This window comes from Pseudoxanthomonas sp. SGNA-20, from assembly GCF_003931635.1.
Taxonomy (GTDB): Bacteria; Pseudomonadota; Gammaproteobacteria; order Xanthomonadales; family Xanthomonadaceae; genus Pseudoxanthomonas.
The window spans coordinates 87,860-110,877 of sequence record NZ_RRYK01000002.1; the positions used below are offsets into that span (position 1 = coordinate 87,860).

At 70.6% G+C, this 23,018-nt stretch carries 27 protein-coding genes and 1 other RNA gene; 10 read left to right on the top strand and 18 right to left on the bottom strand.

What is annotated here, in order from left to right:
- Positions 1–55: 55 nt before the first annotated feature.
- Positions 56–463: a ferric iron uptake transcriptional regulator gene (fur, locus tag EIM48_RS05690; protein WP_019399498.1), complete on the bottom strand. Its 408-nt coding sequence runs from the start codon at positions 461–463 to the stop codon at positions 56–58.
- Between the two features lie 117 nt (positions 464–580).
- Here fur and bamE point away from each other — a divergent pair, with 117 nt between their 5' ends.
- Positions 581–973, top strand: coding sequence for an outer membrane protein assembly factor BamE (bamE, locus tag EIM48_RS05695; protein ID WP_198006227.1), 393 nt, complete (start codon positions 581–583; stop codon positions 971–973).
- Positions 974–975: 2 nt separating this feature from the next.
- Here the strand turns inward: bamE and EIM48_RS05700 are convergent, their stop codons facing one another.
- Together EIM48_RS05700 and EIM48_RS05705 are read right to left on the bottom strand one after the other, a co-directional pair.
- Complete coding sequence (locus EIM48_RS05700; RefSeq protein ID WP_026010713.1) at positions 976–1,248, bottom strand: RnfH family protein; 273 nt, start codon at positions 1,246–1,248, stop codon at positions 976–978.
- Entirely contained in the window at positions 1,245–1,673 is a 429-nt protein-coding gene (locus EIM48_RS05705) for a type II toxin-antitoxin system RatA family toxin (RefSeq protein ID WP_028915615.1), read from the bottom strand. The genes EIM48_RS05700 and EIM48_RS05705 overlap by 4 nt, the downstream gene beginning before the upstream one ends.
- 48 nt (positions 1,674–1,721) lie before the next feature.
- Here EIM48_RS05705 and smpB point away from each other — a divergent pair, with 48 nt between their 5' ends.
- Complete coding sequence (gene smpB / locus EIM48_RS05710; RefSeq protein WP_019399494.1) at positions 1,722–2,237, top strand: SsrA-binding protein SmpB; 516 nt, start codon at positions 1,722–1,724, stop codon at positions 2,235–2,237.
- Between the two features lie 39 nt (positions 2,238–2,276).
- Here smpB and EIM48_RS05715 read toward each other — a convergent pair whose 3' ends face one another.
- The gene (locus tag EIM48_RS05715) at positions 2,277–3,188 is read right to left on the bottom strand and encodes a LysR family transcriptional regulator (protein ID WP_019399493.1); all 912 of its coding nucleotides are present in this window, start codon (positions 3,186–3,188) and stop codon (positions 2,277–2,279) included.
- A 97-nt stretch (positions 3,189–3,285) separates the two neighbouring features.
- Between EIM48_RS05715 and EIM48_RS05720 the strand changes: the two genes are divergently transcribed.
- Positions 3,286–4,371, top strand: coding sequence for an efflux RND transporter periplasmic adaptor subunit (locus tag EIM48_RS05720; protein ID WP_158675196.1), 1,086 nt, complete (start codon positions 3,286–3,288; stop codon positions 4,369–4,371).
- Positions 4,361–5,398: a DUF2955 domain-containing protein gene (locus EIM48_RS05725; protein ID WP_083852453.1), complete on the top strand. Its 1,038-nt coding sequence runs from the start codon at positions 4,361–4,363 to the stop codon at positions 5,396–5,398. The genes EIM48_RS05720 and EIM48_RS05725 overlap by 11 nt, the downstream gene beginning before the upstream one ends.
- A 62-nt stretch (positions 5,399–5,460) precedes the next feature.
- Here EIM48_RS05725 and ssrA read toward each other — a convergent pair.
- Positions 5,461–5,815, bottom strand: a transfer-messenger RNA (tmRNA) gene (ssrA, locus tag EIM48_RS05730).
- A gap of 148 nt (positions 5,816–5,963) precedes the next feature.
- On the opposite strand from ssrA, the gene EIM48_RS05735 reads away from it, so the two are divergent.
- Together EIM48_RS05735 and EIM48_RS05740 are read left to right on the top strand one after the other, a co-directional pair.
- Complete coding sequence (locus EIM48_RS05735) at positions 5,964–6,455, top strand: uracil-DNA glycosylase family protein (RefSeq protein WP_233581645.1); 492 nt, start codon at positions 5,964–5,966, stop codon at positions 6,453–6,455.
- Positions 6,456–6,710: 255 nt separating this feature from the next.
- Entirely contained in the window at positions 6,711–6,947 is a 237-nt protein-coding gene (locus EIM48_RS05740) for a hypothetical protein (RefSeq protein ID WP_028915618.1), read from the top strand.
- Positions 6,948–6,954: 7 nt separating this feature from the next.
- Here the strand turns inward: EIM48_RS05740 and EIM48_RS05745 are convergent, their stop codons facing one another.
- From EIM48_RS05745 to EIM48_RS05775, 7 genes are all read right to left on the bottom strand, one after another.
- A complete protein-coding gene (locus EIM48_RS05745) occupies positions 6,955–7,428 on the bottom strand; it encodes an MgtC/SapB family protein (RefSeq protein WP_019399488.1) in 474 nt (157 codons plus the stop codon).
- Between the two features lie 46 nt (positions 7,429–7,474).
- The gene (locus tag EIM48_RS05750; RefSeq protein WP_125111277.1) at positions 7,475–8,917 is read right to left on the bottom strand and encodes a TolC family protein; all 1,443 of its coding nucleotides are present in this window, start codon (positions 8,915–8,917) and stop codon (positions 7,475–7,477) included.
- A complete protein-coding gene (locus EIM48_RS05755) occupies positions 8,911–9,645 on the bottom strand; it encodes an SDR family oxidoreductase (RefSeq protein ID WP_019399486.1) in 735 nt (244 codons plus the stop codon). Before EIM48_RS05755 ends, EIM48_RS05750 begins: the two co-directional genes overlap by 7 nt.
- Positions 9,646–9,757: 112 nt before the next feature.
- A complete protein-coding gene (locus EIM48_RS05760) occupies positions 9,758–12,937 on the bottom strand; it encodes a multidrug efflux RND transporter permease subunit (RefSeq protein ID WP_019399485.1) in 3,180 nt (1,059 codons plus the stop codon).
- A 114-nt stretch (positions 12,938–13,051) separates the two neighbouring features.
- A complete protein-coding gene (locus EIM48_RS05765) occupies positions 13,052–14,254 on the bottom strand; it encodes an efflux RND transporter periplasmic adaptor subunit (protein WP_019399484.1) in 1,203 nt (400 codons plus the stop codon).
- A 59-nt stretch (positions 14,255–14,313) separates the two neighbouring features.
- A complete protein-coding gene (locus tag EIM48_RS05770; RefSeq protein ID WP_125111278.1) occupies positions 14,314–15,111 on the bottom strand; it encodes an SDR family oxidoreductase in 798 nt (265 codons plus the stop codon).
- The gene (locus tag EIM48_RS05775) at positions 15,108–15,335 is read right to left on the bottom strand and encodes a hypothetical protein (RefSeq protein ID WP_019399482.1); all 228 of its coding nucleotides are present in this window, start codon (positions 15,333–15,335) and stop codon (positions 15,108–15,110) included. The genes EIM48_RS05770 and EIM48_RS05775 overlap by 4 nt, the downstream gene beginning before the upstream one ends.
- Before the next feature lie 132 nt (positions 15,336–15,467).
- On the opposite strand from EIM48_RS05775, the gene EIM48_RS05780 reads away from it, so the two are divergent.
- Positions 15,468–16,487 carry a LysR family transcriptional regulator gene (locus EIM48_RS05780; RefSeq protein ID WP_019398975.1) on the top strand — a complete coding sequence of 340 codons (1,020 nt, stop codon included), beginning with the start codon at positions 15,468–15,470 and terminating at the stop codon, positions 16,485–16,487.
- 108 nt (positions 16,488–16,595) lie between these two features.
- Here the strand turns inward: EIM48_RS05780 and EIM48_RS05785 are convergent, their stop codons facing one another.
- From EIM48_RS05785 to EIM48_RS05810, 6 genes are all read right to left on the bottom strand, one after another.
- A complete protein-coding gene (locus EIM48_RS05785) occupies positions 16,596–17,276 on the bottom strand; it encodes an OmpA family protein (protein ID WP_125111279.1) in 681 nt (226 codons plus the stop codon).
- 104 nt (positions 17,277–17,380) lie between these two features.
- Positions 17,381–18,796, bottom strand: coding sequence for a replicative DNA helicase (locus EIM48_RS05790; RefSeq protein ID WP_019398973.1), 1,416 nt, complete (start codon positions 18,794–18,796; stop codon positions 17,381–17,383).
- Between the two features lie 202 nt (positions 18,797–18,998).
- Positions 18,999–19,448: a 50S ribosomal protein L9 gene (gene rplI / locus EIM48_RS05795; protein WP_019398972.1), complete on the bottom strand. Its 450-nt coding sequence runs from the start codon at positions 19,446–19,448 to the stop codon at positions 18,999–19,001.
- Positions 19,449–19,590: 142 nt separating this feature from the next.
- Positions 19,591–19,821: a 30S ribosomal protein S18 gene (rpsR, locus tag EIM48_RS05800; protein ID WP_019398971.1), complete on the bottom strand. Its 231-nt coding sequence runs from the start codon at positions 19,819–19,821 to the stop codon at positions 19,591–19,593.
- Positions 19,822–19,833: 12 nt separating this feature from the next.
- Positions 19,834–20,265, bottom strand: a complete 432-nt coding sequence (gene rpsF, locus EIM48_RS05805) for a 30S ribosomal protein S6 (protein ID WP_028915623.1) — start codon at positions 20,263–20,265, stop codon at positions 19,834–19,836.
- Positions 20,266–20,438: 173 nt separating this feature from the next.
- Complete coding sequence (locus tag EIM48_RS05810; protein WP_019398969.1) at positions 20,439–20,771, bottom strand: iron-sulfur cluster assembly accessory protein; 333 nt, start codon at positions 20,769–20,771, stop codon at positions 20,439–20,441.
- 169 nt (positions 20,772–20,940) lie between these two features.
- On the opposite strand from EIM48_RS05810, the gene asnS reads away from it, so the two are divergent.
- The 3 genes from asnS (at position 20,941) to EIM48_RS05825 (ending at position 23,016) form a co-directional block, all read left to right on the top strand.
- Positions 20,941–22,341 carry an asparagine--tRNA ligase gene (gene asnS / locus EIM48_RS05815; RefSeq protein WP_019398968.1) on the top strand — a complete coding sequence of 467 codons (1,401 nt, stop codon included), beginning with the start codon at positions 20,941–20,943 and terminating at the stop codon, positions 22,339–22,341.
- Between the two features lie 73 nt (positions 22,342–22,414).
- Positions 22,415–22,720, top strand: coding sequence for a hypothetical protein (locus EIM48_RS05820; RefSeq protein ID WP_019398967.1), 306 nt, complete (start codon positions 22,415–22,417; stop codon positions 22,718–22,720).
- On the top strand, positions 22,717–23,016 hold the full coding sequence (locus EIM48_RS05825) for a hypothetical protein (protein WP_125111280.1): 300 nt from the start codon (positions 22,717–22,719) through the stop codon (positions 23,014–23,016). Before EIM48_RS05820 ends, EIM48_RS05825 begins: the two co-directional genes overlap by 4 nt.
- Positions 23,017–23,018: the final 2 nt, after the last annotated feature.

Here is a 23,018-nt window from a genome sequence, read left to right on the forward strand (position 1 = left end):
CCATGCATGGAAACGGCGCCGCAAGGCGCCGTTTCCGCATCGGGCACCGGGAGGATCAGCGGCGCGGCTTGCGCACGTACAGGACCAGCGAGTGGTCCTCCAGCTCGTAGCCGTGCCTGGCCGCGATCTGGCGCTGCAGCTCCTCGATCTCCGCGCTCTCGAACTCGATGATCTTGCCGGTATCCAGGTCGACCATGTGGTCGTGGTGGCCGCCGCGGTCCAGTTCGTAGATCGCCTGCCCGCCCTCGAAGTTGTGCTTGATCACCAGGCCGGCGGCCTCGAACTGGGTCAGCACCCGGTACACGGTGGCCAGTCCGATCTCGTCGCCCTGCTCCAGCAGGCGGCGGTAGATGTCCTCGGCGGTCAGGTGGTGCTGGGGCTGCTTTTCCTCCAACAGCTCGAGGATGCGCATCCGCGGATGGGTCACCTTGAGGCCCACGCGGCGAAGGTCGTTGGATTCCATTGGCCCTAGCTCCATTCACTACCGGTTTACCGCCGGCGGGCCGGCGACGGGCCGTTCGGCGCGCCGGGAGTGTATCATCGGCCCATTCTCCATCCCCGCGTAGACGCAATGCCAAGCCTGTCCCGCCTGCTGCTGATCGCTCCCGCCTGCCTGGCCCTCGCCGGTTGCGGCATCCTGTACAAGCAGCCGATCTACCAGGGCAACCTGATGGAAAAGGAGGCGGTGGACCAGCTGCGCCCGGGCCTGAGCAAGCAGCAGGTCGCCGGCCTGCTCGGCACCCCCTCGCTGGCCGATCCCTTCCACCACCAGCGCTGGGACTACGCCGCCAGCGAGCGCACCGACCGCCAGGGCAACGTGGAGATCAAGACCCTGACGCTGCACTTCGAGAACGACACCCTGGTGCGCTGGGAAGGCGAGTACTTCCCCGAGCAGGACCTGGAGCTGGCGCGCAAGTCGCTGCGCCAGTTCGGCCCGAACATCCCCAAGGACAAGGACAAGCGCCGCCGCTGAGGCTAGCGTCCGCCGCGCTGCGCGCCCGCCCGGCGCCGGCGCGCTTCCTTCGGGTCCAGCAGCAACGGCCTGAGCAGTTCCACCCGGTCGCCGTCGCGCAGCGGCGTCTCCGGCCGCGCCGCCGCCCCGAACACCGCGTAGCCGGCCACCTCGCCTTCGTGGCCCAGCGCCGCCGCGCGCACCGCGTCGGCCACGCTCGCGCCCTCCCGCAGTTCCAGCTCGCGCTGCTCGAAGCGGTGCGGCCAGGCGATGACGACCTGCACCCGCATCCTCAGGCCTCGCGGTCGGCCACGCGCACGAAGTCGTCGACCATGCGGTCGGCCAGGCCCTGGAAGCCCAGCGCGAACACCGGCCCCAGCAGGCGCGAGGCCGGCTCGAACTCCAGGGTCAGGCTGACCTTGCAAGCCGCTTCGTCCAGGGCCTGGAAGGTCCACACGCCGTGGAGCTTGCGGAATGGGCCGTCGCGCAGCTGCATGTCGATCCGGTGCGGCCGCTCCAGCCGGTTCTCGGTGGTGAACCAGGTGCGCAGCGAGCCCAGGCCCAGGTCCAGGCGGGCGACCATGCGGTCCTCGCCCTGCTCCAGGACCTGCGCCTGCTCGCACCACGCGAAGCGCCGCGGATAGGCGGCCACGTCGTTGACCAGGTCGAACATGCGGGCCGCCGTATGGCCGACCAGGGCGCTGCGGGTGATGCTTGGCATTTGGACCGGGGGCGTCTGCGGCCGCCCGATTTGGGCGACAATGGATGGATGAGCAAGAAAGCGCCCAATGATAAGGCAAAGGCCAAGTCCAAGGCCGAGCCGGCCAACCGCACCATCGCCCTCAACAAGCGCGCCCGCTTCGAATACCACCTGGTGGAACGGTTCGAGGCCGGCCTGGCGCTGCAGGGCTGGGAGGTCAAGGCGATCCGCGCCGGCCGCGCCAACCTCACCGACGGCTACGCCTACGTGCAGGACGGCGAGATCTACCTGATCGGCGCGCAGATCACGCCGCTGATCCAGGCCTCCACCCACGTGGTGGCCAACGACCGCCGCACGCGCAAGCTGCTGCTGCACCGGCACGAGATCGACAAGCTGATCGGGCGGGTCGAGCGCGACGGCTACACCATCGTGCCCACCGCCATGTACTGGAGCGGCAACAAGGTCAAGCTCGAGATCGCCCTGGCCAAGGGCAAGAAGGAGCACGACAAGCGCGATACCGCGCGCGACCGCGACTGGCAGCGCGAGAAGCAGCGCGCCCTGCGCCGCCACAACAAGGACGCCTGAGCCGCCGCGCGGGCCGGCCGCCGGCGGCGCCGGCCCGGCTCAGGTGCCGGCCTGCAGCTTCTCGGCGATGAAGTCGAGGAACAGCCGCATCCGCTGCGGCAGGTGGGCGCGCGAGGCGTAGACCGCGTACAGGTTGATCTGGTCGCATTCGAAGGCCTGCAGCGGGCGCACCAGGCGCCCCGCGCGGAGGTCGCCTTCCACGTCCCACAGGGCCTTGTACGCAACGGCGCGTCCCGCCAGCGCCCACTGGTGGACGACCTCGGCGTTGTTCGAAAGCAATGTTCCACCGACGCGGATTTCCCGCAGCTGGCCTCCCTCCCGGTACAGCCAGCGGTCGAACACCCGGCGGCCGCGCACCAGGCGCGCGCAGTCGTGCTGCAGCAGGTCCTCGGGCCTGCGGATCGGCGCGTGCCGCTCCAGGTATTGCGGCGAGACCACCGTCACCCGCTGGCTGCGCAGCAGCGTGCGGGTGACCAGGTTGCCGTCGTTGGGCAGGTCCAGCAGCAGGCCGATGTCGATCTCTTCCTCGACGATGTCGACGTGGGCGTCGTTGAGGAAAAGGTCGATGCTGATCCGGGGATAGCGCGCGGTGAACTCCGCCACCAGCGGCGCGATGCGGTTCCTGCCGATTTCCAGCGGCGCGCAGATGCGCATGTGCCCGCGCGGGTCCCTGGCGCGCTCGGTGAGCTGGGCCTCGGCGGCGTCGAGCTCGCGCAGGATCGCCTCGGCGCGCTCGAGCAGGAAACTGCCTTCCTCGGTCAGGGTGAAGCGGCGCGGACCGCGCTCGATCAGGCGCACGCCCAGCCGCTGTTCCAGCGCCGCCAGGCGGCGGCTTACGACCGGCAGCGAGCTCTGCAGGCGCCGCGCGGCCTCCGAAAGGCTGCCCGCCGCGGCGATGCGCACGAACAGCCTGAGGTCGCCAAAAGCATCGGTCGCGCGCCAGCCTTCCATTTTCCGCAAGGCTATCTTCCTTTTTTTTCCCCTACAAGGCGCCAGGGGCGGCCACCACAATTGCGCCGGATCCAACGGAATACCGAGCGTTTCAACCATGGCCGACCAGACTTCACGCCCCCCCGAGCCGACCCCCGAGCAACGCTTCCGCCGGAGCGTCTACATCGCCACGGCGATTGGCGTCCTGCTGCTGCTTTACGTGGTCGTCGCCGACCAGTTCATGCCCCTGACCCCGGAGTCGCGGGTGCTCTACGACACCACCCGGATCGCGCCGGAAGTGCCCGGCACGGTGGTCCGGGTGAACGTCGCCAACGGCCAGGCGGTGAAGGCCGGGCAGGTGCTGTTCGAGATCGATTCCACCCGCTACGAGCTGGCGGTGCGGTCCGCCAAGCTGGCCCTGGAGGAAACCGAGCGGACCATCCGCCAGCGCGACGCCGACATCGCCGCGGCGCGCGCGGCCGTGGCCAGCGCCAGGGCGGTGGCGGACGACGCGGTGCGCCAGGCCAGGCGGCAGGTCGCCCTGGCCGAGCAGCGCGTGGTGCCGGCCAGCGCCGCCGAGGCGGCCGTCGCCAGGCGCGACGAAAGCCTGGCCGCGCTGCGGGCGGCCGAGGCGCGGCTGCAGGCGGTGCTGGTACAGCGCGGCGAGCAGGGCCCGGACAACCTGTACCTGCGGGAAGCGAAGAACAACCTGGCCATCGCCCAGCGCGACCTCGAGCACACCCGCGTCGTGGCGCTGGAGGACGGCATCGTCACCAACATGCGGTTGCGCCCCGGCAACTACGTGCCGGCCGGCACGCCGGTGCTGGCGCTGGTGGGGCTCAAGCCCACCATCACCGCCGATTTCCGCGAGAAGGCGCTGAACCGGGTCAACCCGGGCGACCCGGCCATCGTCAGCCTCGATGCGCTGCCCGGGCGCGTGTTCGTCGGCCGGGTGGTCTCGGTGGACGCGGGCATCGCCCAGGGACAGCTCAACCCGGATGGCTCGCTGGTGGAGACCGTGGAGACCGACCGCTGGATCCGGCGCGCGCAGCGCGTGCGGGTGAACGTGCAGCTGGAGGATCCACCGCAGCTGGTCAGCGGCTCGCGCGCCACGGTGCAGCTGGTGCCGCACAGCTCGACCATCGCCCGCGTCTTCGCGGAAGCCCAGATCCGCCTGCTGGCCGCGCTGCGCTATGTCTACTAACCCTGCCCAGGTGCTGACCGCCAACGACTGGCGCCAGGCCTGCCGCATGGCCTTCGGCGGCTTCGTCGGCTGGGCGCTGGCGACCCTGCTGTCCCTGCCCTACGCGGCCTATTACGCGGTCTACCCGCTGGTACTGCTCGGCCTGTCCCCGGTCTACGACCGGCACGTGGCGCTGCAGTTCATCGCCAGCGCACCGACCGGGATGATCGCCGCCAGCCTCATGATCGGCGTGTTCTCCACCCACCCGGTGGTGATGACCGCGATCTACCTGGGCTACGCCCTGTTCTGCTTCGCGGTCATGACCAGCCCGCGCAAGCTGTTCATGTACGGCGCCATGTGCCTGGCGGTGTGCAGCGGCCTGGTCCACTACGGCAGCTACCCGGAGATGGCATGGCAGCAGCTGTTCTGGGCCATCGCCGGTTCGCTGGCCTGCAGCGTGGTCCTGTACGTGCTCTCGTTCGCCCTGTTCCCGGACGTGGAGCCGCGCGCCCCGCGCATCCCGCCGAAGCGCACCCCAACCCAGCGCCGCCACCTCGTCCTGCTGTGCGCGCTGGGCGCGACCGGCTCGTTCGCGTTCTTCCAGCTGGTCGAGATGAGCGATTCGCTGAGCGCGCAGATGGCCACGGTGCTGATCCTGCTGGGCCTGACCCACGAGGGCATCTGGAGCTTCGGGCGCACCCGCATCGTGGGCTCGGTCATAGGCTCGATCCACGCCTCGGTGACGCAGCTGCTGATCACCCACTACTCCAGCTTCTGGCCCCTCACCGCGAGCGCCCTGCTGGCCGGGCTGCTGTGGTTCAGCGCCAGCCACACCCGCGACAAGTCCGGTTCGATGACGGGTTTCTCGGCGGTCACGGCGCTGGCGATCCTGTTCGGCCTGCTCAGCCCCACCGACGACCTGATCGGCAACTCCCTCTATCGCGGCGTCTCGGTGGTGATCTCGGTCTCGGCGATGCTGGTGTTCATCTCGCTGCTGCACTACGCGCTCAACCGCTTCCCCTCGACCCGCTGGGAAACCCCGGCCTGATCGCGCCGGCCACCGCGCGGGCAAGAAAGAACCCCAGCCCGCGGGGGCTGGGGTTTCGTCATTGGTGGAGGTGGGCGGAGTTGAACCGCCGTCCGAAGGCACTCCATCTCCGGCACTACATGCTTAGCCCGCCGTTGGATCTCGTCCCGTTGCAGCACGGCGTGCGAAGCGCGCCCCGGGACCAGCCTGTTTTGTTTTGACCATCAGCTGACAGGCAGCCGCCGATGGCGATCCCGTGATGATGACCCTACATCCACGAGCACGGGCACAAGTGGGTTCGGGGCTAGGCCTTAGGCGGCCAGAGCGTAGTTGTCGTCGTTGGCAACTATGAGTTTTGCCGCTGGATTAACGAGGAAAGCTGCCCCCTCGGCATGCGCCAGTCGACTTCGCAACCCCCGTCGAAACCAGGACACCCCCGGGAACTTCGGGCGAGCTTCATCGCCAGACGGTAGCCAGTGTAGGGACGCCGGCGGCGCCAGACAAGGCGTGCGTGGCCGCAGGCGCGGCCGCGGTTCATGCGCCGGCGTTCACCCGGCGCGCGCGATGCCTGCCCTAGCCTGCGGCCATGCCGCGACCAGACGATCCCGTGCGCGGCGCGCCGCGGCTGGCGCGCCCGGTGGACGACGTACCGGAAGGCAGCCTGTCCGCGCTGCGCCGCCAGGCCGCCGGATGCCGGCGCTGCCCGCTGTGGCGTCCGGCCAACAGGACCGTGTTTGGCGCCGGGCCGGCGGGCGCACGCACCCTGCTGGTGGGCGAGCAGCCCGGCGACCGCGAGGACCTGGAGGGCAAACCCTTCGTCGGCCCGGCGGGGCAGCTGCTGCGCCGGGCGCTGGCCGAGGCCGGGCTCGAGCCAGCGTCCCTGTACCTGACCAACACGGTCAAGCACTTCAAGTTCCAGCCGCGCGGCAAGCGCCGGCTGCACCAGCGCGCCAATGCCGCCGAGCAGGCCGCCTGCGGCCATGGCTGGCTGCCGAGCTGGAGCGGGTGGATCCGGACGTGGTCGCCGCGCTGGGCGCGATGGCCGCAAACGCGGTGTTCGGGACGGCGTTCCGGCTGACCCGCCAGCGCGGGCAGTGGCAACGCATCGGCCCGCACACCCACGCGCTGGCGACCTGGCATCCTCCGCCATCCTGCGCATGCGCGGCCCGGAGCGCGAGCGCGCGTACGCGCAGCTGCTGGAGGACCTCCGCCGCCTGCGGCAGCCGCCCGCGGGCTGATGGGATCGCCTGGATTGCAGCGCTTTCCGCAGCCCTCGCCCCGCGTTCACGGCGCCGGCGCTGCAATGCCCGCTTCCAACCTGCGGAGGTGCCCCATGGCCCGGTGCGACGTATGCGGCAACGACTACGACAAGGCTTTCCGGATCACCCTGGCCGACGGCAGCAGCGGTACCTACGATTCCTTCGAGTGCGCCATCCACGCGGTCGCGCCGACCTGCGAGCACTGCGGATGCCGGATCATCGGCCACGGCGCCGAGAGCGGCGGGCGCTTCTTCTGCTGCGCGCACTGCGCCTCGCACGCCGGGGTCGAAGGCATCGAGGACCGCGCCTGAGCGGCGCCTATTCCTCCGGCCCGTCCTCCGGCGGCAGCAGCCGGCGCCGCTCGAACCAGCGCAACACGGTCAGCACCGCCAGCGTCAGCAAGGCGATCGCCAGGCCCAGGGCCAGGTAGCCGAAGCCGACGGTGATGCCGATCGCCGCCACCGTCAGCAGCGAGGCGGCGGTGGTGATGCCCTGCACGCCGTCGCCCTTGCGGCTGGCGAAGATGGTGCCGGCGCCTATGAACGAAACGCCGGCAACCACCGCTTCGACCAGGCGCAGCGGGTCGATGCGCAGGCCGGTGCCGGCGTAGTGGTCGTCTTCCAGCACCATCCGGCCCAGACCCAGCAGCAAGGCCGAGGTGCCGGCGACCAGCATGTGGGTGCGGAACCCGGCCGGGCGGTTCTTCAGTTCGCGCTCGAAGCCGATGGCGCCTCCCAGCGCCATCGCGTAGACCACGGCCGGCAATACCCGCAGCTGCTCGATCCAGTCCATGGACGCAGCGTGCCCACGCCTCCCGCCATGCATCGTGAAGACCGGCTCAGTTGCCCAGCGGCGGCACCCATTGCGCGGCGGCCACGCCCTGCCCCGCCGGCGGGTCGCCGGCGCGGGCATGGGTGCCGCCGAGGGCCTTGTACACGGCCACCGCGGCGATGTTGACCGCGGCCTCGGCCTCGGCCAGGGCGTCGTCGGCCGCCAGCTGGGTGCGCTGGGCGTCCAGCAGGGTCAGGAAGTCGATGCCGCCCTCGCGGTAGCCGACCGCCGCCAGGCGCTCGGCCTCGCGCGCCGCCTCGGCCTGCTGGACCACGATGCGCAGGCGCTCCTGCCGGCGCGCGTAGTCCTGCAATGCGTTCTCCGCATCCTCCAGCGCGGCGAGCACCGCCATCTCGTACTGCACCGCGGCCGCGTCGGCGCCGGCCTCGGCCGCGCGCAGGCGCGCGCGCACGCTGCCAAGGTCGAGCGCGGCCCAGCTGATCGCCGGGCTCACCGACCAGGCCTCGTTGCGGCCGGCGACCAGCGAGGAGAAATCGCCGGAGAGGAAGCCGGCAAAGCCGCGGATGCTGATCCCCGGGAACAGGTCCGCGGTGGCCACGCCCACGCGTGCGGTGGCCGAGGCCAGGCGCCGTTCGGCGGCGCGCACGTCCGGGCGGCTGCGCAGCAGGTCGCGCACGTCGCCCAGCGGCAGGGCGCGGGCGAAGGCCGGCACCGGCTTCGGCGCCAGCAGTTCGTCCAGCGCGCCCGGCTGCAGGCCCTGCAGCACGGCCAGGCGGTAGCGCGCGGTGGCCTCGATCGAGCGCAGCAGCGGGATGTCGGCTTCGATCGCCTTCAGCTGCGCGCGGCTGCTGTGCACGTCCAGGGCGCTGCCGGCGCCCAGCGCCTCGCGGGTCTCGGTCAGGCGCTGGGTCTGGTCGAGGTTGCGCAGGGTCTGTTCGGCCACCTCGATCCGCTTCTGGGTGCCGCGCAGCAGGAAGTAGTTGCGCGCCACCTCGGCGGCGATGCTGACCTGCACGTCCTCCAGCCCCGCCTGCTCGGCCTGCAGGTCGGCACGCGCCGCCTCGGCGCCGCGCCGCAGGCGGCCGAACAGGTCCAGCTCCCAGGCTGCGTCGAAGCCCAGGCTGTAGACCTCGTCGATGCCGCCGCCGGCGGCGTCCGGCTGGCGCGTGCGTTCGCCGGTGGCCGCCACGCCCACGTGCGGCCACGGGTCGAGGCGGCGTTCGCTGAATACCGCGCGCGCGGCCCGTACCCGGGTCGCGGCCAGGCGCATGTCGGGATTGGCCAGCAATGCGTCGCCGACCAGCTTCTCCAGCACCGGGTCGTCGAATTGCGCCCACCATTGCGCAACCGCGACGCCGGGGGCGAAGGCTTCCTCCGCGGCATTGCGCAAGGTCACCTCCGGCGGTACCGGCGCGCGGTAGTCGGGGCCGGCGGCGCAGGCCGCCAGCACGGCGGTGGCCACGGCCAGGCAGAGGGTCCGGATCACCACGGCAGTTCCTCCTCGAAGTGGAAGAAGCGGCCGTTGGGCGCGTCTTCGCCGGCCAGCGCCAGCCGCACGCTGGTGCGGGCGCCGTCCGGGATGTCCAGCTCGCCCTCGCCCTTGTTCATGTCGGTGCGCACGTAGCCGGGATGGACGGCGTTGACGCGCACCTTGCTGTCGCGCAGTTCCCAGGCCAGCTGCACGGTCCAGGCGTTGAGCGCGCTCTTGGACACGTTGTAGGCGGGAAGCTTGAAGTCGTAGATCGGCGAGGCCGGGTCGCCGTGCAGCGCCAGCGAACCCAGGATGCTGGAAACGTTGACGATGCGCCCGGCAGGCGCGGCGTGCAGCAGCGGCAGGAACGCCCGGGTCACCTCGACCACCCCGAACAGGTTGGTCTCGAAGGTGGTGCGCCAGGTTTCCGCGGACTGTTCGGACGGCTTGATGCCGAGCCGGTCCAGCAGCACGCCGGCGTTGTTGACCAGGATGTCCAGGCGGCCGTGGCGGCGCTGCACCTCTGCGACGGCCTGGCGGATGCTCCCGCCGTCGGTGACGTCGAGCGCGATCGCCTCGACCGGCAGCCCCTGCGCCTGCAGCCCGAGGCTGGCCTCGACCGCGCGCGTGCGGTCGCGCCCGGCCAGCAGGGTGTGCACCCCGGCCTGGGCCAGCTGGCGCACGGTCTCCAGGCCGATGCCGCGGGTGGCGCCGGTCACCAGCGCGATGCGGTTGGAAGCGTTCATGTTGCGGATTCCTCGTTGCGGATGGTGTGGATGGCGTTGCGTGGCTGGCGGAACCGGCGTGGCGGCCGCGGGCGGCCGGGCCACGCCGGATCCGGACATCGCTGTCCCCGGCTCATGCGCGCACCTCGGCGCCTTCGGCCACATCGGCATGCGGCGCGTGCGAGACCAGCGGCCGGTTGGCGAGCTTGCGCAGGGCCACGTAGAACACCGGGGTCAGGAACAGGCCGAACAGGGTCACGCCGAGCATGCCGGCGAACACGGTCACGCCGGTGACCGAGCGCACCTCCGCGCCCGCCCCGCTGGACAGCACCAGCGGCACGGTGCCGGCGATGAACGCCACCGAGGTCATCACGATCGGACGCAGGCGCAGGCGGCAGGCCTCCAGCGCGGCCTCCAGGATGCCCTTGCCCTGCAGCTCCAGTTCGCGGGCGAACTCGACGATCAGGATCGCGTTCTTGCACGCCAGGCCCATCAGCACCACCAGGCCCACCTGCACGAACACGTTGTTGTCGCCGCCGGTCAGCCACACCCCGGCCAGGGCCGAAAGCATGGTCATCGGCACGATCAGGATCACCGCCAACGGCAGGGTCCAGCTCTCGTACAGCGCGGCCAGCACCAGGAACACCAGCAGCACGGCCAGCGGAAACACCACCAGCGAGGCCTTGCCCTGGGTGGCCTGCTGGTAGCTCAGGTCGCTCCAGTCGATCGCCATGCCCGGCGGCAGGACTTCCCGCGCCAGCCCGGCCACCGTGGCCATGGCCTCGCCCGAGGACAGCACCCGCGGGTCGGCGTCGCCCATTAGGTCGGCGGCCGGGTAGCCGTTGAAGCGGATCACCGGGTCCGGGCCGTAGGCCTGGCGGATGTCGACCATCGAGCCCACCGGCACCATCTCGCCGGCGGCGTTGCGGGTGCGCAGGTTGGCGATGTCGCTGACGTCGTCGCGGAACGGCGCGTCGGCCTGGGCGATCACCTGCCAGGTGCGGCCGAACATGTTGAAGTCGTTGACGTAGGCCGACCCCAGGTACACCTGCAGGGTCTCGAACAGCTCGGTCAGCGGCACGCCCTGCGCCTTGGCCTGGACGCGGTCGACCTCGGCCTCCAGCTGCGGCACGTTGGCCTGGTAGCTGGAGATCGGGAAGCCCATGCCGGGCACCTGCGAGACCGCGCCCTGGAAGGCCTGCACCGCGTTCTGCAGCTCGCCGTAGCCCAGGCGTGTGCGGTCCTCGACGAACAGCGACCAGCCCGAACCGTTGCCCAGGCCCTGGATGGCCGGGGGCATGAAGGCGAAGGTGAAGCCGTCCTGGATCGTGGAGAAGCGGCGGTTGAGCTCGGCGGTGATCTCCTCGGCGCTGGCCTTGCGCTCGCCGAACGGCTTGAGGGTGAAGAACACCACGCCATTGTTCGGGGTGTTGGTGAACTGCAGCGGGTTCAGGCCAGGGAACGCCACCTCGTTCTGCACGCCCTCGACCTCGGCCGCCATCGCCGCCATGCGCTTGAGCACCGCGTCGGTGCGCTCGATCGAGGCACCCTCCGGCATCTTCACGCCGGCGATGACGTACAGCTTGTCCTGCACCGGGATGAAGCCGGCCGGCACCGCGTTGAACACCACCCCCGCGCCGACCAGCAGCAACGCGTACACCGCGAACACCGCGCCGCGGCGGCCCAGGGCGCGCGATACCGCGCCCTGGTAGCGCTCGGAACTGGTGTTGAAGAAGCGGTTGAACGGGCGGAACACCCAGCCAAACAGGCGCTCGATGATGCGCGTGGGCCGGTCCTTCTCCGCGTCGTGCGGCCGCAGCAGCTTGGCCGCCAGCGCCGGCGACAGGGTCAGCGAGTTGATCGCCGAGATCACCGTGGAGATGGCGATGGTCACCGCGAACTGCTTGTAGAACTGGCCGGTGACGCCGGTGAGGAAGGCCATCGGCACGAACACCGCGCACAGCACCAGGGCGATGGCGACGATCGGCCCGGACACCTCGCGCATGGCCAGGTGCGCCGCCTGCAGCGGACTGGCGCCCTCCTCGATGTGGCGCTCGACGTTCTCCACCACCACGATCGCGTCGTCGACCACGATGCCGATCGCCAGCACCAGGCCGAACAAGGTCAGGGTGTTGATCGAGTAGCCCAGCACGTACAGCACCGCGAACGTGCCCACCACCGACACCGGCACCGCCAGCAGCGGGATGATCGAGGCGCGCCAGGTCTGCAGGAACAGGATCACCACCAGCACCACCAGGAACACCGCTTCCATCAGGGTGCTGATCACCGACTTGATCGAGTCGCGGACGAAGATCGTGGTGTCGTAGATCGACTGGATCTCCACGCCGGGCGGCAGCCGCGGCCGGATCTCGTCCATCTTGCGCACCACCGCGTCGCGGATCTCCAGGGCGTTGGCGCCCGGCGCCTGGAAGATGCCGATGGCCGCCGCGTTCTTGCCGTCCAGGCGCGCGCGCAGGGTGTAGTCGCCGGCGGCCAGCTCGATGCGGGCCACGTCGGACAGGCGCACGACCTGGCCGTCTTCGCCGTTCTTGAGCACGATGGCGCCGAACTCCTCCACGCTCTCCAGGCGGCCCTTGGCGTTGATCGGCAGCAGGAAGTCGCTGCCGCCGGGCATCGGCTCGGCGCCGATCTGGCCGGCGGAGACCTGCACGTTCTGCTCGCGGATCGCGCGCAGCACGTCGCCGGCGGTCATCTGCCGCGCGGCCACCTTGTCCGGGTCCAGCCAGATGCGCATGGCGTAGTCGCCGCCGCCGAACAGCTGGGCCTCGCCCACGCCGGGGATGCGCGCCAGTTCGTCCTTGACGTGCAGGCGCATGTAGTTGCGCAGGTACAGCGAGTCGTAGCGGCCGTCGCTGGAAGTCAGGTGCACGACCATCAGGAACACCGGCGACTGCTTCTGGGTGGTCACGCCCTGGCGGCGCACGTCCTCGGGCAGGCGCGCCTGCGCCTGGGCGACGCGGTTCTGCACGCGCACCGCGGCCTCGTCCGGGTCGGTCCCGGGGCGGAAGGTCACCGTCAGCTGCAGCACGCCGTCGGAACCGGCCACCGACTTGAGGTACATCATGTCCTCGACGCCGTTGATCGCCTCCTCCAGGGGCGTGGCCACCGTCTCGGCGATGACCTTGGGGTTGGCGCCCGGGTAGACGGTGCGGACCACCACCGAGGGTGGCACCACGTCCGGGTATTCGCCGATCGGCAGCAGCGGGATCGAGATCAGGCCAGCGGCGAAGATCACGATCGACAGCACCGCCGCGAAGATCGGCCTGTCGATGAAGAAGCGCGAGAAGTCCATGGGGGTGGTTCCTGGATTCCGGGAAAGAAAGGGCCCGCCCTCCCCTGGGGGAGGGGGATTCGGGGAGGACGGGCGCCTTGGGGGAAGCCGCGCCTTGGGCGCAGGCCGGTCAGTTCATCGCGCCGCCAGGGAGGACGAAGCGGACGCCGGCTCGCCCATGGCAACGGCCTGGGCCTGCACCGGCATGCCGGGGAAGAACACCTTCTGCACGCCCTTGACGATCACCTTGTCGCCGGCCTGCAGGCCCTGTTCGACGATGCGCAGGCCCTCGACCAGGCGGCCGACGACGACGTCGCGCCGCTGCGCCTTGCCCTCCTCGTCGACCACGTACACGTACTTGCGGTCCTGGTCGGTGAGCACGGCCTTGTCGTCCACCAGCGCGGCCTCGAAGCGGCCGCTGCCCGGCAGGCGCACCCGCGCGTACAGGCCGGGGGTGAAGCGGCGGTCGGCGTTGTCGAGCACGGCGCGGGCGCGGATGGTGCCGGTGCTGCGGTCGACCTGGTTGTCGAGGAAGTCGATCGTGCCGCGGTGGGGGAAGCCGTCCTCGTTGGCCAGCGCGACCTGCACCGGCAGCGTGCCCTCGCGCTCGCTGGCGCGCTTGCCGCTGCGGGCCAGCTCGGCGTAGCGCAGGAAGCTGCGCTCGTCGGCGTCGAAGTGCACGTGCACCTTGTCCAGCGACACCACGGTGGTCAGCACGCTGGCGGCGCCGCCGGCGCCGACCAGGTTGCCCGCGGTCACCAGCGCCCTGCCGGCGCGTCCGTCGATCGGCGCGCGCACCCGGGTCCATTCCAGGTTGAGCCGCGCCGCGTCCACCGCGGCCTGCGCCGCGGCGAGGTCGGCCTGGGCCTGCTGCGCGGCGGCGCGCCGCTGCTCCCAGGTTTCCACCGAGATGGCCTGTTCGTCGGCCAGGCGACGGGCGCGCTCGGCCTCGCTGCGCGCCACTCCGGCCTGCGCCCGCGCCCGCGCCAGCGCGGCCTCGGCACGCGCCAGCTCGGCGCGGTAGCTGCGGTCGTCGATGGTGAACAGCACGTCGCCCTTCTTCACTTCCTGGCCTTCGCGGAAGTTCACCGATTCGATGTAGCCGGAAACGCGCGGACGCAGCTCGACGCTCTCGACCGCCTCGATGCGGCCGCTGAATTCGTCCCACTGCTGCACCGGGCGCACCGGCACCTCGGCCACGCCCACTTCCGGCGGCGGCATCTGCTCGGCCGCGTGGCCGCCGTCGCAGCCGGCCAGCAGGGTCAGCGCGATCGCGCCGGTGGCGCCGAGCGCCAGCAGGCGTCGGGTCCTGATACGGGGTCGGATCGTCCTGGTCATGGGGGTGTCCTTGTAATCCGTGGGGGAAAGGGGGAGGAACGGTTGGCTGGCGGGCGCGCTCATGCGGCACGTCCCGCGTCGGAGGCGCCTGGGGCGCCGGAAGCCGCGGCGAGCACGCTGGCGAACTCGCGGCCGAGCAGGCCCGGCGGCATGGCGCCGGCGTTGTCGGCGTAGGTGACGATGCAGCGTGCGTCCGGGCTGCTGCGCGCCAGCAGCGAGACCATCGCGCGGCCCACGCCCAGGGCGCTGTGCCAGCCGGGACAGGCCCTGGCGGTGTTCTCGGCGGTCCACACCGGCGCGTCGATCGACAGCATCTGCACGCGCACGCCCAGCGGCTGGGCTTCCTCGTGCAGCACCTGCACCAGCATGCGGGTGGCCGCGATCGCGACCGAGGCATGGCCATAGCCGGCCCAACCGCAGCGCGCATGCGGACCACCGGCCACCAGGTAGCGGTCGCCGCCCCGCTGCTGCAGCAGCGGCAGCAAGTGGCGGGCAGCGGCCAGGTGGGGCAACACTTCCTGTTCCAGGCTGGCCGAAAGCACCGGCACCGCCTGGTCCAGCAGGCGCGAGGCGCGGCGCACGCCGGCGGTGGCATCCACCACCGCGCGCAGGGGCCGGGGCCGCCGCGCGATGCGGCGGGCCAGGTCCTGGGCGGCGCCGTCGTCGGCTACCGAGGCCACCATCACCTCCAGCCCGGGCTCGTCGGCGTGCATCGCCGCCAGGCGCTGCAGGCGGGCCGCGTCGCGCGCCACCGCCAGCACCGGACTGCCCGCCTCCAGCAGCGCGGCGACCACGCCCGAACCGACCCGGCCGCTGGCGCCAAGCACCAGCACCTCGGGAGCGAGCATCCCGCTCATGGGATTTTTTCTCCCATCGCCGGGATAATCCCGCCGGAGCGACCATGCCGGTGCTTGTGCGTGGCCGGCAGCGACAGCCCGCCCTGCTGCAGCCGGCGGGACACGGTGAACTCGCGGAAATGCCCGCGGGGCCTGCTTTCCCCGAGCTTCGGCAGGTGCAAGTCCTTGTCGCCGTTCGGGGCACTGGGCGGAGCAAACAGGATCTTGAGGCGCCGGATCAGCATGGCATCCCTCCTTCGGTGGGCACGGGATGCAAAGCTACGCTTCGAATCAGGACTTGATTAGTCCCGATTTGGGGGAATAATCGTCCCGCAGCAGGTCCAATCCTGCGCGCCCCCTCCCCCTCGGAATCCCCCATGGCGTACGACCTCAACGACACCCTCGTCTTCGTCAAGGTGGTCGAGCAAGGCAGCTTCATCGCCGCAGCCCGGGCCCTGGGCCTGCCCAAGACCACCGTCAGCCGCAAGGTGCAGGACCTGGAAGCGCGCCTGGGCGCGCAACTCCTGCACCGGACCACGCGCCGGCTCGGCCTCACCGAGGCCGGCAACGTGTACTTCGAGCATTGCCAGCGCATCGCCCAGGAACTGGAGGAAGCCGAAGGCGCGGTCGGCCAGCTGCAGGGCGGCCCGCGCGGCTGGCTGCGCTTCACCGTGCCCTACTCCATCGGCATCGCCTGGATCTCGCCGCTGCTGGGGCAGTTCCACGCGCAGTACCCGGAGATCCGGCTCGACATGCACATGAGCAACGACCCGGTGGACCTGATCGGCAGCGAGATCGACGTGGCCCTGCGCATCGGTCCGCTGCCCGACTCGACCCTGATCGCGCGGCGGCTGGCCGGCTTCCGCACCCAGGTGTTCGCCAGCCCGTCCTACATCGAGCGCCACGGCGAACCGCTGCATCCGGACGAGCTGCAGCACCATCGCATCCTGGCCGTGCGCAAGCACTACCACTCGCACCCGACGCGCATCACCTGGCCGCTGAGCGACGGCAACGGCGTGACCGACTACCCGATCAACCCGCTGATGGTCGCCAACGATCCCTCCGCGCTGATCGGCGCGGTGCTGTGCGGCGAGGGCCTGACCCTGGCCACCGACGTGGCCGCCAAGCCGTACGTGGAAAGCGGCGCGCTGCGCCGCGTGCTGGCGGGCTGGACCGGACCCGAGGTGGACTTCAGCGCGGTGTTCCCGCGCGGCCGGGTGATGTCGCCGAAGGTGCGCGCGTTCGTCGATTTCCTGGTCGAGCGCCTGAGCTCCAACGCCGACTACATGCTGGTCCATTGCCCCTCGCGCTGCGCCGCCGAGGCGGCCAGGGAGGCCGGGAAGGAAGAAGCCAGCGTGCGCGAGGGCAAGCGCATCCTCGAGGAAGTGGTGGGCTGAGCCCGGCGCCCGGCGCGGACGCGGCGGTGCGCGGCAACCCCGGCACCGCCGCGCAAAAGGAAAGGGGCCGCTTGCGCGGCCCCTTCGGGTGCGGCATCCGGTCCCGGATCAGGAACGCACCGGCACCAGGGTGATCTCGACCCGGCGGTTGGCCGCGCGGCCGGCCTCGGTGTCGTTGCTGGCGATCGGATAGCGCTTGCCGGCGCCGATGGTGATGAAGCGCTGCGAGTTGATGCCCTGCGCGACCAGGAACTGGGTGACCGCGCTGGCGCGCTGCTCGGACAGGCGCTGGTTGACCTCGTCGCTGCCGATGCTGTCGGTGTGGCCGGCGACCTCGACCACGGTCTTGTCGTACTCCTTGAGCACGTCGGCCACGCTGCTCAGCACCGAGTAGAACTGCGGGTCGAGGTTGGAGCTGTTGAACGCGAAGGTCACGTTGCCCGGCATGTTCAGGGTGATGTTGTCGCCGTTGCGGGTGACGCTCACGCCGGTGCCCTGCAGCTTGGCGCGCAGCGCGGCCTGCTGGCGGTCCTGGTAGGCGCCGACCGCGCCGCCGGCCAGGCCGCCGACGCCGGCGCCGATCAGCGCATGCTGGCGGCGCTCGACCGCGCTGTTGCCGGTCAGCAGGCCGGCGGCGACGCCGATGCCCGCGCCGATCAGCGCGCCCTTGCTGGTGCGGTTCATCTGCTGCTCGCCGGTGTACGGGTTGGTGGTCTGGCAGCCGGCGGCCACGGCCGCGACCAGAGCGGCGGTGCCGAGCAGGGTCAGGGTCTGCTTGCGGATGTTCATGACGGTTCCTTGATGCGTATGGGGCGGCCAGGGCCGCTGCGTGCGGCATCGTATGCCGGGCCCCGTGAACGGACAATGTCCGCCGGGCCGCTTCCGACGGACGGCTACTCGAACGAACCGACCGCGTCGTTGGCCAGGTTGTCGAAGCGGGTGTACTCGCCGAAGAACTTCAGCTTCACCGAGCCGGTCGGACCGCTTCGGTGCTTGCCGATGATGACCTCGGCCAGGCCCTTGTCCGGCGAGTTTTCCTTGTTGTAGTACTCGTCGCGGTAGATGAACAGGATGATGTCCGCGTCCTGCTCGATGGCGCCGGATTCGCGCAGGTCGGCCATCACCGGGCGCTTGTCGGTGCGCGTTTCCAGCGAGCGGTTGAGCTGCGACAGCGCGATCACCGGCACGTTCAGCTCCTTGGCCAGGGCCTTGAGCGAACGGCTGATCTCCGAGATCTCGGTGGCGCGGTTCTCGCTGTTGCCGGGCACCTGCATCAGCTGCAGGTAGTCGATCACCACCAGGCCCAGGCCGTGCTCGCGCTTGAGGCGGCGGCACTTGGAGCGCAGCACGTCCGGCGACAGCGCCGGCGTGTCGTCGATGAAGATCTTGGTCTCCTTGAGCATGCGGATGGCCGCGGTCACCCGGCTCCAGTCCTCGTCCTCCAGCTGGCCGGTGCGCAGGCGCTGGGCGTTGACCCGGCCGTTGGAGGAGATCAGGCGCAGCGCCAGCTGCGCCGCGGACATTTCCATCGAGAACACGGCCACCGCCTTCTTCGACTTGATCGCCGCGTACTCGGCGATGTTCAGCGCGAAGGTGGTCTTGCCCATGGCCGGGCGCGCGGCCAGGATGATCAGGTCGGTCGGCTGCAGGCCGGCGGTGATGTTGTCGAACTCGGTGTAGCCGGTCGGCAGGCCGGTGATGTTGCCGCCGCTCTCGAAGCGCTTCTGCAGCACCTCGAAGGCGTCGCGCAGCGCGGTGTTCAGTCCGGTGAAGTCGCTGCGCCCGCGCGCGCCGGCCTCGGCGATCGCGAACACCTCCTGCTCGGCCCTGGCCAACAGCTCGGCGCTGTCGCGGCCTTCCGGCTGGAAGGCGTCGTTGACGATCCCGGTGCCGACCTCGATCAGCTGCCGCAGCACCGCCTTGTCGCGCACGATCTCGGCGTAGGCGCGGATGTTGGCCGCCGACGGCGTGGTGGTGGCCAGCTCGACCAGGTAGGCGCCGCCGCCGATCTGCTCCGAATACCCCTGCGAATCGAACCACTCGCCCAGGGTCACCGCGTCGAACGGCTGGTTCTTCTCGGCCAGTTCGCGGATGGCGCGGTAGATCAGCTGGTGGTCGCGGCGGTAGAAGTCCTTCTCGACCAGCACGTCGCCGACGGTGTCGTAGGACTCCGGCGCCAGCATGAGGCCGCCGAGCACCGCCTGCTCGGCCTCCACCGAATGCGGCGGGACGCGCAGCTGCTCGATGCGGCCGTCGCCGCCATCGCGGTCGCGTTCGCGGTCTTTGCGGAAGCCGGGGCGTGCGGACATTCGGTCGGTTCCTCGGGTGGCCGGCGCGGGCGGCGCCCGGCCGGGTGGATCAGGTGAAACGGCTAGCCATCCTATGCGGGGGCCCGGGCCTCCGCCATGGATAACCCTGTGCATAACGCGTGGACATCTCGCCGGGCGAGACGGCCACAAAAGCGAAGGGCGCCTTGCGGCGCCCTCCGTGGGGTCCTGCGGCCGGGGCCGATCAGGCTTCCGGCTCGACCACGACCTTGACCGTGGTCTCGACGTCGGCGTGCAGGGCGACCTGCACCTCGAACTCGCCGACGTGGCGGATCGGGCCCTCGCCCATGATGACCTCGCTCTTCTCCAGCGGCAGGCCGGCGGCGGTGAAGGCCTCGGCGATGTCGCGCGGGCCGACCGAACCGTACAGCTTGCCCTCGGTCGAGGCGTTGGCCTTGACCGTGACGCTGGCGCCTTCCAGCTTGGCCAGGCGGGCCTGGGCCTCGTCCAGCAGCGCCTTGGCCTTGGCCTCGTACTCGGCGCGCTTGGCCTCGAACTCGGCCAGGTTGGCGGCGGTGGCCGGCACGGCCTTGCCCTGCGGGACCAGGTAGTTGCGGCCGTAGCCCGGCTTCACGGTGACCTTGTCACCCAGGTTGCCGAGGTTGACGACCTTCTGCAGAAGGATCAGTTCCATGGTGTTGCTCCTCTATCCGTTAGCCGCGGCATGGGGCGCGGCAACGCGTGCTGTCCGGATCGGACGGTATGGGGTGCAGCCAGGCAGCTGGCGCGGACGCGCCGGGAGCCGCACGCGGGTGCGGCTCCGGCGGGGCCACGCATCAGATGTCGTGGTTGTCGGTGTACGGGATCAGGGCCAGGAAACGGGCGCGCTTGATCGCGGTGGCCAGCTGGCGCTGGTAGCGCGACTTGGTGCCGGTCACGCGGCTCGGGACGATCTTGCCGTTCTCGGTCAGGTACTGGCGCAGGGTGTTGAGATCCTTGTAATCGATCTCCTTGACGCCCTCGGCGGTGAACTTGCAGAACTTGCGGCGGCGGAAGAACTTGGACATGGGATGTGCTCCTTAGGCGGCGGCTTCGGCGTTGTCGCCGTCGGTTTCGGCGGAGGCGGCGTTGCCCTCGCCTTCCTCGTCACGGCGGCGGCGCTCGCCACGCTCGGGCTTGTCGCCCTTCTCGTCCTTGCTCTTCATGATCAGCGACTGCTCGGTCTCCGGGCCGTCGCGGCGGATGACCAGGTGGCGCAGGATCGCGTCGTTGAAGCGGAAGGTCTCGACCAGCTCGTCGATGGCGGCCTGGCCGACCTCGGCGTTGAACAGCACGTAGTGGGCCTTGACCAGGTTCTGGATCGGGTAGGCCAGCTGGCGGCGGCCCCAGTCCTCGAGGCGGTGGATGGTGCCACCGGCGTTCTCGATCAGGCCCTTGTAGCGCTCGATCATCGCCGGCACCTGCTCGCTCTGGTCCGGGTGGACCAGGAACACGACTTCGTAATGACGCATTGTGTTTTCCTTGTGGATGCTGCCCTTGCGGGCCTGGCAGCCCCCCGTCGACCTGGCGGAAGCGGTGGGGCAAGGGACCCCGGCGCCTGCGCACAGGCGCGGGGAAGCCGGAAATTATGCCGGCTCAGGGACTTGGACGCAATGGGCCGGCCGCGGCGGCCGGCGGTCCGTGCTCAGGCGTGCTCGGTGGTGAAGCTCTCGCCGCAGCCGCACTCGGCCTTGGCGTTGGGATTGCGGAACAGGAAGGCCTCGCCCAGGCCCTGGCGGGCGAAGTCGATCTCGGTGCCGTCCACCAGCGGCAGGCTGGTGGCGTCCACGAAGATGCGCACCCCGTCCTGCTCGAACACGGTATCGCCGTCGCGCTGGTCGCGGGCCAGGTCGGCCACGTGGCCCCAGCCGGAGCAGCCGGTGCGCTCCACGCCGAAGCGCAGCCCCAGCGCCTGCGGGTCGCGCTCCAGGAAGCGGCGGACGCGCTCCAGGGCGGCGGGAGTAAGGGTGACGGCCATGCGGAACCTCCGGAAAACTGCATGCCCATTATAGGCGCCTGCGGCCCGGGCCGCGGCCCGGGGGACTGGAACGCAGCGGGCCGGACGGCACGGCGCCTCGCCTGCCACCGCTTGCAACCGCTACACTTCCGCCCTTCCAGTTGGGCTCCACGACACAAGGATTCAAGCCATGACGGTGGTCAGCGTCGAACATGCACTCGCGGGCAAGGTGGCCGCCGGCGGCGAGGTCACGGTACGCGGCTGGGTGCGTACCCGGCGCGATTCCAAGGCGGGACTGAGCTTCGTCAACGTCAGCGACGGCTCCTGCTTCGCCCCGATCCAGGTCGTGGCCCCGGCCACGCTGCCCAACTACGAATCCGAGGTGAAGCACCTGACCACCGGTTGCTCGGTGGTGGCCACCGGCACCCTGGTGCCGTCGCAGGGCCAGGGCCAGAGCTTCGAGATCCAGGCTTCCAGGATCGAGGTCGTCGGCTGGGTCGAGGACCCGCTGACCTACCCGATGCAGCCCAAGCAGCACTCGCTGGAATACCTGCGCGAGTACGCCCACCTGCGCCCGCGCACCAACCTGTTCGGGGCGGTCACCCGCATCCGCCACTGCCTGGCCCAGGCCGTGCACCGCTTCTTCCACGAGCGCGGCTTCTACTGGATCAGCACGCCGATCATCACCACCTCCGACGCCGAGGGCGCCGGCCAGATGTTCCGGGTCTCGACCCTGGACCTGGCCAACCTGCCGCGCACCAAGGACGGCGAGGTCGACTTCTCGCGCGACTTCTTCGGCAAGGAAACCTTCCTGACCGTGTCCGGCCAGCTCAACGTCGAGGCCTACGCCCTGGCGCTGAGCAAGGTCTACACCTTCGGCCCGACCTTCCGCGCCGAGAACTCCAACACCACCCGCCACCTGGCCGAGTTCTGGATGATCGAGCCGGAGGTGGCCTTCGCCGACCTCAACGACGACGCCGACCTGGCCGAGGACTTCCTCAAGTACCTGTTCCGCACCGTGCTGTCCGAACGCGCCGACGACATGGCCTTCATCGCCGAGCGGGTGCAGAAGGACGCGATCACCCGCCTGGAGTCGTTCGTCAACTCGCCGTTCGAGCGCATCGACTACAGCGAAGCGATCAAGCTGCTGCAGGCTTCCGGCAGGAAGTTCGACTTCCCGGTCGAATGGGGCCTGGACCTGCAGACCGAGCACGAGCGCTGGCTGACCGAGGAGCACGTCGGCCGCCCGGTGGTGGTGATGAACTACCCCGAGCACATCAAGGCCTTCTACATGCGCCTGAACGACGACGGCAAGACCGTCGCCGCGATGGACGTGCTGGCCCCGGGCATCGGCGAGATCATCGGCGGCTCCCAGCGCGAGGAGCGCCTGGACGTGCTGGACGCGCGCATGGCCCAGTTCGGCCTGGAGGCCGAGCACTACCAGTGGTACCGCGACCTGCGCCGCTACGGCGGCGTGCCGCACGCCGGCTTCGGCCTGGGCTTCGAGCGCCTGGTGGTCTACACCTGCGGCCTGTCCAACATCCGCGACGCCATCGCCTACCCCCGCGCGCCCGGCAACGCCGAGTTCTGATCCGCGTGGCCCGCGCGCTCCCCCGGGGCCAGCGGGCCGCCATCCACCAGTCACGAACCACCAATCACGCCCCATGCTCCTATTCCTTGCCCTCTGCTTCGTGGGCGTGGCCATCGCCGGGGCAACGGCCTTCGTGATCTTCTGGCCGCTGACCCTGGTCCACATCCGCGATCGCCACGCCGGCACCGCGGCCGACTTCGGCGCCGGCGCGTTCCTGGCGCCGGCGGCGCTGGCCTGGCTGCTCAGCGGGCGTTACCGCGCCGTCGGCGACCGTTCCCTCAGCGGCCTGGCCACCCCGGCCCGGGTCGCGCTCATCACCGTTTTCGCGGGGCTGGCCATGGCCGCCCTGCTCTGGCTGGTCTCGGAGGCAAGCCCATGACACACGACACCTGGTGGCTGGCCACCCTCGGCCGCACCCTGCACTGGGCCCGCCTGCGCGAGCGCGAGGCCGGCACCGCCGAGGTCCTGGACCACGCCGGCACCGTGCACGCCTACGACAGCGAGGACACCGCCCGCTCGATGCTGCTGGACGCCGGCTTCGTCGAGTTCGGCGGCCTGGACGAGGAGGACGCGCTGGAGCGCGGCTTCTCGCTGGACGAGGTCGCCCCGCCGCGGGCCGAGGACGACGCCGCCCTGATCCCCCTGATGACGCTGAGCCTGGGCAAGCGGGCCTGAGC

Coding starts and splice junctions, on each gene's coding strand:
- fur (WP_019399498.1), bottom strand. CDS start 463: ATGGAATCCAACGACCTTCGCCGCGTGGGCCTCAAGGTGACCCATCCG.
- EIM48_RS05705 (WP_028915615.1), bottom strand. CDS start 1,673: ATGCCAAGCATCACCCGCAGCGCCCTGGTCGGCCATACGGCGGCCCGC.
- smpB (WP_019399494.1), top strand. CDS start 1,722: ATGAGCAAGAAAGCGCCCAATGATAAGGCAAAGGCCAAGTCCAAGGCC.
- EIM48_RS05715 (WP_019399493.1), bottom strand. CDS start 3,188: ATGGAAGGCTGGCGCGCGACCGATGCTTTTGGCGACCTCAGGCTGTTC.
- EIM48_RS05720 (WP_158675196.1), top strand. CDS start 3,286: ATGGCCGACCAGACTTCACGCCCCCCCGAGCCGACCCCCGAGCAACGC.
- EIM48_RS05725 (WP_083852453.1), top strand. CDS start 4,361: ATGTCTACTAACCCTGCCCAGGTGCTGACCGCCAACGACTGGCGCCAG.
- EIM48_RS05735 (WP_233581645.1), top strand. CDS start 5,964: ATGCCGCGACCAGACGATCCCGTGCGCGGCGCGCCGCGGCTGGCGCGC.
- EIM48_RS05740 (WP_028915618.1), top strand. CDS start 6,711: ATGGCCCGGTGCGACGTATGCGGCAACGACTACGACAAGGCTTTCCGG.
- EIM48_RS05745 (WP_019399488.1), bottom strand. CDS start 7,428: ATGGACTGGATCGAGCAGCTGCGGGTATTGCCGGCCGTGGTCTACGCG.
- EIM48_RS05755 (WP_019399486.1), bottom strand. CDS start 9,645: ATGAACGCTTCCAACCGCATCGCGCTGGTGACCGGCGCCACCCGCGGC.
- EIM48_RS05760 (WP_019399485.1), bottom strand. CDS start 12,937: ATGGACTTCTCGCGCTTCTTCATCGACAGGCCGATCTTCGCGGCGGTG.
- EIM48_RS05765 (WP_019399484.1), bottom strand. CDS start 14,254: ATGACCAGGACGATCCGACCCCGTATCAGGACCCGACGCCTGCTGGCG.
- EIM48_RS05770 (WP_125111278.1), bottom strand. CDS start 15,111: ATGAGCGGGATGCTCGCTCCCGAGGTGCTGGTGCTTGGCGCCAGCGGC.
- EIM48_RS05775 (WP_019399482.1), bottom strand. CDS start 15,335: ATGCTGATCCGGCGCCTCAAGATCCTGTTTGCTCCGCCCAGTGCCCCG.
- EIM48_RS05780 (WP_019398975.1), top strand. CDS start 15,468: ATGGCGTACGACCTCAACGACACCCTCGTCTTCGTCAAGGTGGTCGAG.
- EIM48_RS05785 (WP_125111279.1), bottom strand. CDS start 17,276: ATGAACATCCGCAAGCAGACCCTGACCCTGCTCGGCACCGCCGCTCTG.
- EIM48_RS05790 (WP_019398973.1), bottom strand. CDS start 18,796: ATGTCCGCACGCCCCGGCTTCCGCAAAGACCGCGAACGCGACCGCGAT.
- rplI (WP_019398972.1), bottom strand. CDS start 19,448: ATGGAACTGATCCTTCTGCAGAAGGTCGTCAACCTCGGCAACCTGGGT.
- rpsR (WP_019398971.1), bottom strand. CDS start 19,821: ATGTCCAAGTTCTTCCGCCGCCGCAAGTTCTGCAAGTTCACCGCCGAG.
- rpsF (WP_028915623.1), bottom strand. CDS start 20,265: ATGCGTCATTACGAAGTCGTGTTCCTGGTCCACCCGGACCAGAGCGAG.
- EIM48_RS05810 (WP_019398969.1), bottom strand. CDS start 20,771: ATGGCCGTCACCCTTACTCCCGCCGCCCTGGAGCGCGTCCGCCGCTTC.
- asnS (WP_019398968.1), top strand. CDS start 20,941: ATGACGGTGGTCAGCGTCGAACATGCACTCGCGGGCAAGGTGGCCGCC.
- EIM48_RS05820 (WP_019398967.1), top strand. CDS start 22,415: ATGCTCCTATTCCTTGCCCTCTGCTTCGTGGGCGTGGCCATCGCCGGG.
- EIM48_RS05825 (WP_125111280.1), top strand. CDS start 22,717: ATGACACACGACACCTGGTGGCTGGCCACCCTCGGCCGCACCCTGCAC.